The sequence below is a fragment of the Emticicia sp. MM genome (assembly GCF_001649495.1).
Genome location: NZ_LXHX01000016.1, coordinates 28,358 through 43,139, shown reverse-complemented (window position 1 = coordinate 43,139; position 14,782 = coordinate 28,358). Strand labels below are relative to the sequence as shown.

9 protein-coding genes are annotated in these 14,782 nt (G+C 37.8%); all 9 read left to right on the top strand.

The features are described from left to right. Positions 1–41 precede the first annotated feature (41 nt). The 9 genes from A6M55_RS02580 to A6M55_RS02540 all read left to right on the top strand — a co-directional run bounded on the left by A6M55_RS02580 (position 42) and on the right by A6M55_RS02540 (position 14,728). The gene (locus A6M55_RS02580; protein WP_064196343.1) at positions 42–1,217 is read left to right on the top strand and encodes a glycosyltransferase family 9 protein; all 1,176 of its coding nucleotides are present in this window, start codon (positions 42–44) and stop codon (positions 1,215–1,217) included. Continuing rightward, positions 1,210–2,466: a glycosyltransferase family 1 protein gene (locus tag A6M55_RS02575; RefSeq protein WP_064196342.1), complete on the top strand. Its 1,257-nt coding sequence runs from the start codon at positions 1,210–1,212 to the stop codon at positions 2,464–2,466. Before A6M55_RS02580 ends, A6M55_RS02575 begins: the two co-directional genes overlap by 8 nt. Before the next feature lie 86 nt (positions 2,467–2,552). After that, positions 2,553–4,433 (top strand): helix-turn-helix domain-containing protein, encoded by a 1,881-nt coding sequence (locus tag A6M55_RS02570; RefSeq protein WP_015029747.1) that lies wholly within the window; start codon positions 2,553–2,555, stop codon positions 4,431–4,433. Between the two features lie 212 nt (positions 4,434–4,645). Further along, complete coding sequence (locus A6M55_RS02565) at positions 4,646–5,761, top strand: glycosyl hydrolase 53 family protein (RefSeq protein WP_064196341.1); 1,116 nt, start codon at positions 4,646–4,648, stop codon at positions 5,759–5,761. 121 nt (positions 5,762–5,882) lie between these two features. Continuing rightward, positions 5,883–8,873 carry a TonB-dependent receptor gene (locus tag A6M55_RS02560; RefSeq protein ID WP_082892902.1) on the top strand — a complete coding sequence of 997 codons (2,991 nt, stop codon included), beginning with the start codon at positions 5,883–5,885 and terminating at the stop codon, positions 8,871–8,873. A gap of 13 nt (positions 8,874–8,886) precedes the next feature. Further along, complete coding sequence (locus A6M55_RS02555) at positions 8,887–10,431, top strand: RagB/SusD family nutrient uptake outer membrane protein (protein ID WP_064196340.1); 1,545 nt, start codon at positions 8,887–8,889, stop codon at positions 10,429–10,431. Between the two features lie 92 nt (positions 10,432–10,523). Then, positions 10,524–11,843: a SusE domain-containing protein gene (locus tag A6M55_RS02550; protein WP_064196339.1), complete on the top strand. Its 1,320-nt coding sequence runs from the start codon at positions 10,524–10,526 to the stop codon at positions 11,841–11,843. A 129-nt stretch (positions 11,844–11,972) separates the two neighbouring features. Beyond that, positions 11,973–12,887, top strand: a complete 915-nt coding sequence (locus A6M55_RS02545) for an alpha/beta hydrolase (RefSeq protein ID WP_229235466.1) — start codon at positions 11,973–11,975, stop codon at positions 12,885–12,887. After that, on the top strand, positions 12,884–14,728 hold the full coding sequence (locus A6M55_RS02540; RefSeq protein ID WP_064196337.1) for a glycoside hydrolase family 13 protein: 1,845 nt from the start codon (positions 12,884–12,886) through the stop codon (positions 14,726–14,728). The genes A6M55_RS02545 and A6M55_RS02540 overlap by 4 nt, the downstream gene beginning before the upstream one ends. Positions 14,729–14,782 lie beyond the last annotated feature (54 nt).

Below are 14,782 nucleotides of genomic sequence, written 5' to 3'. Positions count from 1 at the left end.
AAATTAAATTGACAGGTTAAAAACCTGTCCTACCTATCAATATGAGAAAATACTGCGGCACTCCAAAAGAAACCATTCCGTTTAGAATCATGGATTTTTTTGTGGATATTTATGCAAATCTTTTCTATAAAAAACGAAAATTAGCACCCATTAATCATAATTCACCAAGAATTTTAATTGCCTCTTTAGGGCATCTTGGCGATGCTTTGACGGTAACGTACATGTTTCCTTTGATAAAGAAAACATACCCAAATGCAAGCATTGATTTATTGACAGCTCAATGGTGCGAACCCGTAAACTTGCACAATCCGCACATCAATCAGACAATTTATATCAATCATTTTCAAACCAACCGACGTAAAATTTCGTCATGGGAGAAAATCAAGGATTTTTATCGCACATTTCGTCAGGCTCTACCCCTACTTCGTCAAAACGATTATGATTACTACATAGACATTCGTTACAGCGATGCAGTCGCCCATTTTGTTTTGCCATTTATTAGTGTAAAAAAAGCTTATGGCTTTTCGAGACGTGCTTTGGGTGGACTTTTAGACATAGAATTTGATGTTCCAACTCACGAGTTTCATCATTTTGATATGTATTTTATGTTACTTCGTGAAATTGGCGTTAAAGGCTCTTTTGCGGATATCGAACCTTATTTCCCAATTCCGCCGAATGTTAGTTTTGAAAAAATTCAAGAAAAAATAGGATTAGCAAATAAGCCATTCTTAATGCTTTTCCCAGAATCAGGCGGTGAACATAAGCAACTTTCAGTAGAATTTTGGGCGAAAATCATTGATGAAACCCTGAAAGCACACCAACTAAATGTATTACTTTGTGGTCAAACCCAAATGTCGAAACAGATTTTAGATTTAGTTGATGGAGCACATAAACAAAATATTATTGATACCTCAGCAAAAATCAATATTCAAGAAATTGCAGTTTTATCAAAAAACGCCAAATTTGCACTAACACTTGATTCATTTCCTGAACACTTGTGTTGTATTTTTAGTCAAACTATTACTATTTTCAAAGGCACAGGCTATCCATTTTTTCCTTTAGCCAATTTCCCAGTTTATCTTATTCACAATCACAAACCAAGTGTAGGCATGACTTTTGAGCGAGATAATGTCGAGGTTGTGTATCAAGAAAATGTTGAAACCGATGCAGTAAAAGCCTTGGTTTTAAACAAAATAAGCAAATTATTACATGAATAAAGTCATTTTAGATACATCAGTTTTGGGGCTTGGCCATTTCAATGAACAATCACGTACAGGAATTTTTCGTGTAGTTGAAGAACTTTTTAAAGGATTACATACTTCTCCTTCAATTGAATTATCATTAGCCAATACTGAGCATCTACCCGAAATGATAAGTTATTTAAAGGAGCATTTTCCTGAAAAATCTTTCAATATTGTAAATAAAAATTCCGATAAAGTAAGAGCGAAACTCGAAAGTTCGCTTATATCAATATTTCCTTTTAAATCGCTGCCACAAAAAGCAGTTCGTGAGGCGTTCGTGCGTACACGTGGGTATCTTAAGCCTAAATTTAAGTTTGATACTACATCGCTCTCTAACTATGATATTTATCATTCACCTTTTTTGCCGATTCCAGAAGAATTTGAAGGATTTGCTAAACCTAAAAAAATCATCACTATCCATGATTTGATTCCGCATATATTCCCTCAATTCTTTGGCGAATGGAATAAAATCATTACCAAAAAAATATTGGCAAGTATTGATGAACATACTACTCCTATTTGTATCTCGGAAGCTACTAAAAACGACCTCTGTGAGGCCACTGGCATTGCCACTAATCGAGTAAAGGTAGTACATTTAGCGGCATCAAAAGACATATTTTATCAAGAAAGTAATCAAGAAAAAATAAGTAGAACCTTAAAAAAATATAATATATCAGCTGAAAGTAAGCACCTACTTTCGGTTTCTACTTTAGAACCACGTAAAAACCTTGAGCGTACAATCAGAGCATTTTTGAAACTCATTCAGCAAGAACACATCACCGATTTAAATTTAGTATTAGTAGGCACAAAAGGCTGGCAATTTGATGGAATTTTTGAAGAAATAAAGTCAAACCCTACCTTAAAAGAACGTATCATTACCACTGGCTTTGTAGCCGATGAAGATTTAGCTTCTTTATACTCTTCGGCAATTGGATTCGTTTATCCTTCGCTTTATGAAGGTTTTGGGCTTCCTCCGCTTGAAGCAATGCAGTGCGGTACACCCGTTATTTCATCTAATAAAAGTTCTATTCCAGAAGTAGTTAGCGATGCTGGCTTATTAGTAGAACCAACCGATGAAACTGCCATTGCAGCAGCAATGTTTGCGTTTTACAAGAATGAAAAACTTAGAAATGAGTTCAGTAAAAAAGCCATTTTACAGGCGAGCAAATTTTCTTGGGAAAGATTTATATCTGAGCATGTGAATATCTATCAACAGGTTTCTTAAATTACAATAATTTCTAAATGTTTATTGCTTAACTTTGATAAACTAACGACAAAAAATTTGTCAAAAACCTAAGTTTTTTGACCTTAATGAAGCTATATATTTCAATAATATCCATTCTTCTTCTAATATTAGGAAATCGGGCGGAAGCACAAATTAAAATTGTGGTTTCGGAGTATCCTACTTTTCTGATACCTGATGGTGAGCTATATATGGCCAGTTCGATAAATAATTGGAGTCCAGGAGACCCCAATTATGCCCTGAAGAAAGATATTGATGGTTCTTACTTCATAATATTACCCGACTCAATCCCCTACTTTGAATATAAATTTACACAAGGAAATTGGATGCTTGTGGAAGGAGGAAAAGACGGCCGAAGCAGACAAAATCGAATTTATGATGCCTCTTCAGAAGCCAATCCTAAATTTATAAAAGTAAAAATTGAAAGTTGGGAGTCGAAACCATCATACGTCATGGTGATTGAAAAAATACCAGAGAATACGCCCAAAGATGCTCATATTTATATCACTGGTAATTTTAATAATTGGAATCCCGGAGAAGAAAAATATCGTCTCAAACGCCAAGCTGATGGTACTTATCGCACCATAATTTACAGCGATTTAGCTCGATTAGAATATAAATTTACTCGTGGTACATGGGAATCAGTTGAAGGCCGCCAAAGTGGAAAAGCTCGCCCAAATCGAGTATTTAATCGTTCGAATACGACAGATTTAAAGACAATTCAGATAAAAATCGAAAGTTGGGAAGACTTTTCAGGAGCTTTTAACTTTTTTTCACTTTTCGATTTATTAATGCTATTTGCCTCCTTTCAAGGCATTTTGCTCATAATCGCCATTCCTACTATTCAAGATTACAATCGGGCGGCTAATCGTTGGTTGGTATTATTGATAGCTGTGACTTCTCTCATGGTACTTCTAAGGGAAATGTCGAACCATAAAGAATTTGCCCAAACCTATTCTAAACTTTTACTAATTCCCAATTTATTACTATTCTTATATGCCCCTCTTTTTTATTTTTATTTAAGTAAACTTCTCTTTCAGACTAAGAAGTTACCAAAAAAATGGCAGTTCCATTTCATTTTACCAGCTATACAGTTGGTAGTATATTTGCCCTATTTTTTGATGGATTTTAATGTTTTTAGGTTAAAATTAGTCAATGAAGACAATGATTTACAAATCATTTTAGCAATTATGGGGCTGATTGGGTGGTGTAGTAATTTTTACTACTGGAATATCTGCCGTAAAATGATTCAAACCTATAAAAGAGATTATAGCCATAATTATTCATACGAGCAAAATCTTCAATACCTCAACACTGTACTTTCAATTCAGGCTGTATGCTTAACACTTTGGTTATTTACAGGAATCTGGACTATATTTTCATACGAAGGATTAGTAAATGATAGTCTAATTGCCGAGCGAAGCATCGATACAATTTGGTTAGTATTCTCTACAATTGTTTATTTTTTGGGTTATTTTGCCATTCATCAACCTGAAATATTTAAACTTCCCCAACGAGAAGTTGAGTTTTTTCAAAATCCATTACCTATTAATCAGGCCAATAATTATGCTCCTACTCCCGATAAAAGCGAGGTGGTCGATGAAAATATCATGGTTTTGAAAAGTCAGTTGGAAACTTATATGGACAAACACAAACCTTATGAAAATCCAAAACTGACACTCAACGACCTTGCCGCAAAACTCAAGATTCAGCCGCACGTATTATCAAAAGTTATCAATGATGGCTTTGATAAAAACTTTTTTGATTTGATAAATACCTACCGAATCGAAGAGTTTAAACGTCGTATCGAAGACCCACGTTATAAAAATTTTACACTACTCAGCTTAGCTTTTGAGGTAGGGTTCAATTCTAAAACTGCCTTCAATCGTTCATTCAAAAAGATTACAAACCAAACTCCAAGCGATTTTTTTGAACAAATCAATGATTAAATTGCTCATTTTGTAGTTCCACTTTATAAAGTGGATACTTATTTGGCTTTTATAATCATCTACACATCAACACATTACATCTTCAGTATTATAGTTTACCGCACTTTTTATAATATTTATAAAGTGGGGCGACACGCCTTTATATCAATTGTACTTTTGCAGGAAATACTTTAACTATACTCACCGTATTTCGTAAACATCATTTCTTTTCGATGAAACAAACTTACTTGTTAGGTATCGCTTTTTTGTTTTCGAGTTTTTGTTGCCAAGTAAAAGACATTGAAAAAGAACCACTCTTTTTGGGTGGAGATTTATCGTATGTCAATGAAATGGAAGACTGTGGTGGAACTTACCAAAGCAATGGTACGAAAGTTGACCCCTACAAACTCTTCAAAGACAAAGGGGCAAACATAGTAAGAGTTCGCTTGTGGCATTCGCCCGATTGGACAAAGTATTCAACTTTTGAAGACATCAAGAAAAGTATTCGCAGAGCAAAAGAGCAAAATATGCAAGTACTGCTCGATTTCCACTACTCCGATACTTGGGCCGACCCTGCTCATCAAACTATTCCGAAAGCATGGGAGAATATTAAAGACACCAAAATTCTGGGAGATACTGTTTATACCTACACTTTTAATATACTCAACAAACTCGCTAATGCCAATCTTACGCCCGAATTTGTGCAAGTAGGCAACGAAATCAATAGTGAAGTAATGCAATACACAAAAGATGCTGCCAAAACTATCAACTGGCAACGAAATGTGGCATTGCTGAACAGAGGAATTGAGGCTGTCAATAAAATTTCAGCTACAAGAGGAACAAAAATCCAAACCATGCTGCACATCGCTCAGCCCGATGACGCTTATAATTGGTTTGAAAATGCTAAGAAAAACGGCATCCTCAACTATGATTGGATTGGTCTTTCTTATTACCCAAAATGGTCGAAATTCAGCCTTTTAGGTTTAACAAATGAAGTAAAAAGACTGAAAGTCGATTTTAATAAACGAGTGATGATTGTTGAAACGGGCTATCCGTACTCGCCAAAAAACTTTGATGCTGCCAACAATTTGCTGGACGGTGAAGGAAAAATTGCAGGCTATGACTACACGCCTGATGGGCAACTAAAATTTATGATTGACCTGACAAAAGCAGTCGTGAAAGGTGGTGGAGAAGGAATTATCTACTGGGAACCCGCTTGGATTTCGACCAATTGTAGTACAGCTTGGGGAAAAGGCTCCCATTGGGACAATGCCATTTTCTTTGATGCTGAGAAAGGTAACGAAGCATTGCCAGTTTTCGATTTTTTCAATCAAAAGCTTTATAAGTAAAAGATTTATTCCGCAGTCGATTGTCCACAGTCAACAGAAATGGAGTAAAATCAGACTTCTTGATAAACAAAAAACTTTAACTAAATACTTTAATTTTTAAAACAAACTACTTTTCAAAACTATGAACAAATACTTTAACAATTGGAAAGTCTTAACTGCGGCGGGAGTCCAACGCATGGCTTACTGTAAGGGTATCGTTTCGGTATTGCTTGCGGTAATGCTCACGAGCGTGACTTTTGCACAAAAAACAGTAAGCGGAAAAGTTACTGACCAAAACGATGGGTCTCCTATGCCGGGTGTATCGGTTTCGGTCAAAGGAACAAGTACAGGAACACAAACCGATGCCAGTGGTAGCTACCAAGTAGCAGTGCCAGCTAATGCAACATTAGTTTTCAGTTTTATTGGTAAAGCAACTCAAGAAATTGCGGTGGGTAATCGCTCAACGATTGATGTAAAATTGGTTGATGACAACAAAATCTTGCAAGAAGTGGTAGTGGTAGGTTACGGTACACAAAAGAAACAAGATTTAACAGGTTCAATTACTTCAATCACTTCGACTGACTTCGTAAAAGGAAACATCGCTACGCCTGAGCAATTGGTTTCGGGTAAATTGGCGGGTGTGCAAATCACCTCAAATGGTGGAGCTCCAGGGTCGGGTAGTCGTATCCGTATTCGTGGTGGTTCGTCGTTAAGTGCCAGTAATGACCCACTTATTGTCATTGATGGTATTCCGCTCGACAATAGCAATGTTTCGGGTGCTGCTAACCCTTTGAGTTTTATTAATCCAAATGATATTGAATCGTTTAATATCTTGAAAGATGCCTCAGCAGCAGCCATTTATGGTTCACGTGCGGCCAATGGTGTAATCATCATCACTACCAAAAAAGGAAGCAAAAAAGATAAGCTTAATGTGGCGTTTAGTACATTGTTTTCGTCAGCCACAAGAGTGAATAACGTAGATGTACTTACAGCTGATGAGTTCAGAACAGCCGTGAAAACTTACGGAACTGCCACACAGCAAAAACTTTTGGGAAATGCCAATACCAACTGGCAAGACCAAATTTTCCGTACAGCTTTGAGTAGCGATAATAATTTGAGTGTAACAGGAAATTTGAAAACAATGCCTTATCGTGTATCAGTGGGTTATACCAAACAAAATGGTATTTTGAAAACTTCGTCGATGGATAGAACTTCAACATCGGTTGGTCTTACGCCTACGTTCTTCAAATCGCATTTAAAACTTGATATTAACTTCAAATATTCATCAACCAAAAGCAATTTTGCTGATGAAGGAGCTATTGGAAGTGCCATTGGTTTCGACCCAACTCAAAATGTCTATGCCGAAAACAAATTTGGTGGTTATTTCCAATGGTTGGCACAAAATGGTGATTTGGCTGGTTTAGCACCAATTAATCCACTGGCTTTATTGAACCTAAAAAGTAATGTCGGAACGCTTAATCGTATGATTGGAAATATCCAAGCTGATTACAAATTCCATTTCTTCCCAGACCTTCGTGCCGTTTGGAATGTTGGTTTCGACCGCTCAAATACCAGAGGCGACCAAACTGAATCAAACTTACTTTCGGCTACTTCATTTACTAATCAAGGTTCGGTTGGCTATTATACCCAAACTCGTAATAATTTCACCAACCAGTTTTACTTAAACTATGTAAAAGGCTTGAATGGTCAGTCGATTAATATCATGGCGGGTGCTGAAAACCAAGGATTTGTGAGAGAAAACGAAAACGGAACTACTTACGGTAACAGCGGTGTAGTGCCAATTTACTCGTACTTCAAAACTGACTATGCTCTACTTTCATTTTTCGGTCGTTTGAATTATTCATTAAATGATAAATATTTGGCAACCGTAACCGTTCGCCGTGATGGGTCGTCTCGTTTTGCTCCAGAAAATCGTTGGGGAACATTCCCGTCGGTAGCTTTAGCATGGAAACTCAACAAAGAATTCAAAAACGATGAGATTTTCTCTGATTTAAAACTTCGCTTCGGTTGGGGACTTACTGGTCAACAAGATTTATCAACAGGCGATTATCCGTACTTGAATGCTTACACGAAAGGACAAGGCTTGAAGTACCAATTTGGTGATAGATACTACGATGTACTTCGCCCAAATGCTTATGACCCAAATATCAAATGGGAACAAACGGCTTCTACTAACTTAGGATTAGATTTTGGATTGAAAAAAGCACGTATTTCGGGTAGCATTGATGTTTACCAAAAGAAAACTACCGATTTGATTAACGAAATCGACGTAGCGGCGGGCTCAAACTTCAGTAATAAAGTAACAACCAACGTTGGAACACTCGAAAACAAAGGTCTTGAAGTGGTGATAAACTATACACCAATCATGAACAAAAACTTCAATTGGGATATTAGTGGAAACTTTACTTATAACGAAAGAAAAATCACGGCTTTGACCAAAGTTGATAACCCGACTTACGTAGGTGTTTTGGTAGGTGGCATCAGTGGTGGTGTAGGAAACTACGCACAAGTGCATTCAACTGGCTACACGCCAAATACATTCTTCGTGTACAAACAAGTATATGACGAAGCAGGAAAGCCAATCGAAGGCTTATTTGCTGACCTCAATGGCGATGGAAAAATTACGGAATTAGATCGTTATCGTTATCAATCGGCTGTTCCTAAATATTTCTTAGGTTTTAGCTCTCAGATGTCTTACAAAAAAGCAAGTTTAGGCTTTGTAATGCGTTCAAACATCGGCAATTACGCCTTGAATAATATTTATTCAAGCATGGCTACTTACCAAAACATTACGGGTGCGGGCAACTTCATCAATAACGTTTCGGCCAATGTTTTAGAAACAAACTTCAAAACTCGCACTGACCAAACCATTCTTTCAGATTATTACGTACAAAACGCTTCATTCTTACGCATGGACAACTTGAACGTAGGTTATAATTTGAGCGATTTGTTTAGAGCGAAGAAAATCCAAGCTCAATTATCGTTTGTGGTGCAAAATGTATTCGTAATCACGAAATATAAAGGTTTAGACCCAGAGATTGCCGATGGTATCGACCGTCAAATCTATCCAAGACCACGCACTTATTCGGTAGGCTTAAACATCAACTTCTAATTCTAAATTTCAAATGAAAAATATATCTAAAAAATTAATAGCCGTTTTAGCACTGATTTTCGTGATGGGGTCGTGCAAAGACTTAGATACCAAGCCCTATGTGGGGCAAGTTTCAGAATTGGTTTATCAAGATGCCAATAATTACAAAGAGATTTTGGCAAAATTATACGCAGGTTTGGCGGTTTCAGGTATCAAACCAAAAGACGATGATGTAGATTTGAAAAACTTCGATGGTGGTTTTCAGGGCTATATGCGTGTGTATTGGTACTTGCAAGAATTTACGACCGATGAAGCAATCGTAGGTTGGGGTGACCCAGGTTTACCTGATTTGCACAAAATGTCTTGGACAGCCTCAAATGCTTGGACATCAGCATTTTATTCAAGAATCTTGTTCCAAGCAGCCGTAGCTAATGAGTTTTTGCGTGAAACGACCGATGCAAAATTAAGTAGCCGTGGCATTGCCAATTCACAAGATATTAAAAACTACCGTGCAGAAGCACGTTTTATTCGTGCATTGGTTTATTCGCATGGAATCGACCTTTTTGGTAGTATTCCACTCGTAACCGAAAACGATAAAGTAGGTTCTGATTTGCCTAAACAGGCATCTCGTCAAGAATTATTCAATTACTTAGAAACCGAATTGAAAGCTCTTGAAACCGAACTTCCTGACGCTCGCAAAAATGAATACGGTAGAGCCGATAAAGCAGCTGCTTGGATGGTTTTAGCTAAATTATATTTGAATGCAGAGGTTTATACTGGTCAGAAAAAATACAGCGAAGCAGCCCTTTACGCCAAAAAAGTAATTGATGCGGGTTATACGCTCGAAAACAATTATCAGCACAATTTCTTAGCTGACAACCACCTTTCTACCGAAAACATTTTTGTTATCAACTATGATGGAAACGAAACCCAAACTTGGGGTGGAACTACAACCATCATTCACGCTTCGATAGGTGGAAGCATGAATGCCGCTGAATTTGGCGTTGACGGTGGTTGGAGCGGCTTCCGTACAACCAAAGAATTTGTGTCTTTATTCAATGACAAAGCCGATAAACGTGGAATGTTCTACACAAACGGACAAGAATTAGAAATTGATGAAGTAGGTACTTTCTCGAATGGTTATGCCGTTACGAAATGGAAAAACGTAAAAAGAGATGGAAAACCAGGCAAAAACCTAACGCATACGGACACCGATTTCCCGTTATTTAGATTAGCCGATGCTTATTTAATTTATGCCGAAGCCGTTACTCGTGGCGGTAGTGGCGATGGTACTTTGGCTCTTAGCTTAGTAAACTCACTTCGCAAACGTGCAGGTGCAGCCAACCTTTCTTCACTGACACTCGACAATCTTTTGGCCGAGCGTGGTCGTGAATTATACTGGGAAGCACATCGCCGCACTGACTTAGTTCGATTTGGGAAGTTTACAACTGGCTATAATTGGGCTTGGAAAGGTGGAATCAAAGCAGGAAAAGACGTAGAAACTTTCCGTTCGGTATTCCCGTTGGCGGCTTCTGACCTTATTGCAAACCCTACTTTGAAACAAAATACAGGATATTAATAAGGCAATAGAAGATAGGTTTTAGACATAGTTTATTTTAAAATTAATACCTAAAACCTCAATTCTAAAACCTAAAAATCTAAGATAAAAATATGAAAACATTCAATAAATTATTTCTTTTCGGGCTGGCGATTTTGTTTGCGTGGGGCTGCGAAAAAGAAGAAGAACGAGCAATTTTAAGCACAGGGGCAGCTCCTGTGGTTACGCTTTCGAGCAAAAGCGTTGTATTGAATAAAGACAATGCCACCAAAGAAGCTCTAACTATCTCATGGGCAGTCGATTATGGTTTTAGTGCAGCAGCTACCAATACCATTTTGATTGATAAAAAAGGTGGAAATTTCTCGAAAGCATCGGCCATTACAGCTGGTTCTGACCTTAAGAAAACCTTTACGACTGCTGAGTTAAACGGCATTTTATTGGGACTTGGACTTGCCCCTGGCACACCTGCCGACATCGACATCAAGATAACCGCTACGATGGGAGCTTCTACGGTTTTGAGTTCGACAGTGAGTAGCCTTACGGCCACGCCTTATCTTGACAAATTAGACCTTAGCTCAACTTGGGGTGTAGTGGGAAGTGCCACAACCAACGGCTGGGATGGCCCTGATATGCCATTCTACAAAACTGAAGTTCCGAATGTATTTGTAGCGTATGTAACGTTGAAAGACGGTGAAATCAAGATTCGTGAAAACAACAACTGGGCAGTAAATTATGGTGGAACAAATGGTGTTTTGAAAAAAGATGGTGATAATATTGCTGTAAAAGCGGGAACTTATAAAATCACCTTTAACCCAGTTGCACTTACTTACAAGGTTGAGAAATACTCTTGGGGAATTGTGGGAAGTGCCTTCAATAACTGGGGGGCAACGCCCGATGCTCCGCTCAACTATGACCCAAGCGTTGACCTTTGGACTGGCATTGTGACACTTATTGATGGTGAGTTCAAGATTCGTAAAGACAACGACTGGGGGGTAAATTATGGTGGTTCGAACGGAGTATTGAAAGAAGGTGGCGATAACATTGCAGCAAAAAAAGGAACATACTTAATTACGGTAGATTTCAAAAAAATGAAATATACGATTACAAAATATGCTCCGTGGGGGATTGTGGGCGATGCTACTGCCACAGGTTGGGGCGACAAACCTGACCAAAAATTCAGCTATGACCTCAGCACCGAAACTTGGTATCTGAACAATGTAGTGCTGAAAGATGGCCAAATCAAATTCAGATTGAATGATGATTGGGGTGTAAATTATGGCTCAGCCAATAGCACCGAGCCAGACCCAATTGCCGCAAGTGGAGCATTGAAAGACGGTGGTAAAAACTTTGGAGTAAAAGCTGGTACGTGGAACTTTGTTTTAGACCTAAAAGACCCTGCCAAGCCAACTTACAAAGCTACAAAGGTGAAATAAGATTCATCATAGGTTTAATAATCAGAATCTGCATAACGTTTGTTATGCAGATTTTTTTGAGTCTTTGCACAGAAACCACTATTCATATTCCACTTATAACCAACACTTTAACCTATTTTCATGATAAAAATGAATGCTATCATTAATATTCTTCTGTTTTGTTTTTTCGCACTCAACACGTATGCACAGGTGGTATCGAGTGGTCGATTAGAAAGACAAACTGATTTTCAATCGAAATATGTTGCTGCTCGAAATGTAGATGTTTGGCTACCGAAAAACTACGATGGTAAAAGCAAATTTTCAGTGCTTTATATGCACGATGGCCAAATGCTCTTTGATGCCTCAAGCACTTGGAATAAACAAGCTTGGGATGTAGATGAGGTAATGACAAAATTACTGGATGAAAAAACCATTCAAAACTGCATCGTTGTGGGTATTTGGAATATAGCAGCTAATCGACATTCCGATTATTTTCCACAAAAACCCTTTGAAATGCTCAGTCAAAACCAACAAGATTCAATCTACAAGGCCACTCGTGGAAAAAACCAAGCACTTTTTGCAGGTAAAATCAATTCTGATAATTACTTAAAATTCATCGTAGAAGAACTCAAACCTTTCATTGATAAAAAATACGCTGTTTTCACAGACCAAAAACATACATTTATTGGTGGCTCAAGCATGGGTGGATTGATTTCGATGTATGCCATTTGTGAATACCCCCAAATTTTTGCGGGTGCCGCTTGTTTGTCAACGCACTGGGTTGGCACTTTTACGGTAGAAAATAACCCTATTCCAGCAACATTTTTGCAATACTTACAATTATATTTACCTTCGCCGCAAAAGCATAAAATATATTTCGATTATGGTACAGAAACCTTAGATGCACTTTACAAGCCTTTCCAAGAAAAGGTCGATATTGTTATGAAATCAAAAGGATTTTCTGATAAAAATTGGCTTACAAAAGAATTTATTGGTGCCGACCATTCAGAAAAATCTTGGAATCAACGTCTTGATATTCCATTAAAATTCTTATTAAACAAATGAAAAAAATTTACTTCCTTATATATCTCTGCTGCTTTCATTTCGTGGCAAATGCTCAAATTCATCACGTTGAGCCATTGAATTGGTGGGTAGGCTTGAAGAATCCAAACTTGCAATTATTGATTCATGGTGAAAATATTTCCGAAACTCAACCCTCTATTAATTATGCAGGGGTAAGTATCAAAAAAGTCAATAAAGCTGATAGCAAAAACTATCTTTTCCTTGATTTAGTAATTGCCAAAACCGCCAAAGCGGGTAATTTCACTATCAATTTTAAGAAAGCGGGCAAAACCGTTTATACGTACAATTATAGTCTGCTACCTAAGCAACAAGCATCAGCCCAAATGCGTGGGTTTAATTCTTCTGATGTCATTTACCTTATCACACCCGACCGCTTTGTCAATGGTGATTACTCAAATGATGTGGTTGCGGGCATGAATGAAGCAAAAATCAATCGTGGTTTTGATGGCGGACGCCATGGCGGCGATATTAGAGGAATGATCAATAGCCTTGACTACATTGCCACCATGGGTTTTACGGCTATTTGGCCAACTCCTGTGCTTGAAAATAATATGTCGGGCTACTCTTATCATGGCTATGCCATTACGAACCATTACAAAGTTGACCCCAGATACGGCACAATCGATGACTATAAGGAACTTTCGAGCAAAGCTCGCCAAAAGGGTATAAAATTAATTTTTGATGAAGTATTGAATCATACTGGCTACGGCTATTGGTGGACAGATGATTTGCCCTTTAAAAACTGGCTCAATTATCCCGATACCAAAACCTCAACCAATCATCGTCGCACGGTCAATCAAGACCTTTATGCCTCTGATTATGACAAAGCGTTTATGAAAAAAGGTTGGTTTGATAGAATGATGCCTGACATGAACGGTGAAAACCCTTTTATGGCTAACTACTTAATACAGAATACAATATGGTGGATTGAAACCCTTCAATTGGGCGGAGTTCGTCAAGACACCTACGGATATTCGGATAAGACTTTCTTGAAAAACTGGAGTTGTGCAATTATGGATGAATACCCAAATTTTAGCATCGTTGGTGAAGAATGGAGTGTAAATCCGCTCATCACTTCGTACTGGCAAAGAGGCAAAAAAAATGCCGATGGCTATAATGGTTGCCTGACAAGTATCATGGATTTTCCACTGCAAGAAGCCCTCGTCAATGCCCTCAAAGAAAAAGAAACTTGGGGAAAGGGCTTGGTTGTTTTGTATGAGGCATTGGCAAATGATTTTGTGTATGCCGACCCTTCGAATATTCTAATTATGGGCGATAACCACGATATGGACCGCATTTTTACACAACTCAACGAAGATGTTGACCTTACTAAAATGGCATTAGGCTACTTGCTTACTACGCGTGGAATACCTCAAATTTATTACGGAACCGAAGTTTTGATGCAAAACACGGGGCATCATAAAGTAGATGGACTGATTCGTTCGGATTTGCCCGGTGGTTGGAAAGAAGATACTGTCAATGTTTTCACCGAAAAGGGCCTTACAGAAGCACAAAAAAGTACTAAAGCGTATTTGAAGGAACTGCTAAATTGGCGGAAAAATAATTCAGTAATTGCCCATGGAAAAACACTACATTTTGCACCTTTTGATGGAATTTATGTGTATTTTAGATACGATAATAAGAAAACGGTGATGGTTGTGATGAATAAAAATGATAAATCTTCTACGCTCGATACGAAGCGTTTTGATGAAATCTTGCAGAATAAAACTTCCGCCAAAAATATTCTGAACAACGAAATCCAAACCTTGAAAAATGGCCTAACAATTTCGCCAAAATCTACGATGATTTTTGAGGTTTTCTAAAATATAGCAACCAAAAAGTCCGAAATTCTATAATAACATTTCGGACTTTTTTGG

Bases quoted from the DNA above. Each gene is read 5' to 3' on its own strand.
- A6M55_RS02570 (WP_015029747.1), top strand. From the start codon at position 2,553: ATGAAGCTATATATTTCAATAATATCCATTCTTCTTCTAATATTAGGA.
- A6M55_RS02545 (WP_229235466.1), top strand. From the start codon at position 11,973: ATGAATGCTATCATTAATATTCTTCTGTTTTGTTTTTTCGCACTCAAC.
- A6M55_RS02555 (WP_064196340.1), top strand. From the start codon at position 8,887: ATGAAAAATATATCTAAAAAATTAATAGCCGTTTTAGCACTGATTTTC.
- A6M55_RS02565 (WP_064196341.1), top strand. From the start codon at position 4,646: ATGAAACAAACTTACTTGTTAGGTATCGCTTTTTTGTTTTCGAGTTTT.
- A6M55_RS02560 (WP_082892902.1), top strand. From the start codon at position 5,883: ATGAACAAATACTTTAACAATTGGAAAGTCTTAACTGCGGCGGGAGTC.
- A6M55_RS02540 (WP_064196337.1), top strand. From the start codon at position 12,884: ATGAAAAAAATTTACTTCCTTATATATCTCTGCTGCTTTCATTTCGTG.
- A6M55_RS02580 (WP_064196343.1), top strand. From the start codon at position 42: ATGAGAAAATACTGCGGCACTCCAAAAGAAACCATTCCGTTTAGAATC.
- A6M55_RS02575 (WP_064196342.1), top strand. From the start codon at position 1,210: ATGAATAAAGTCATTTTAGATACATCAGTTTTGGGGCTTGGCCATTTC.
- A6M55_RS02550 (WP_064196339.1), top strand. From the start codon at position 10,524: ATGAAAACATTCAATAAATTATTTCTTTTCGGGCTGGCGATTTTGTTT.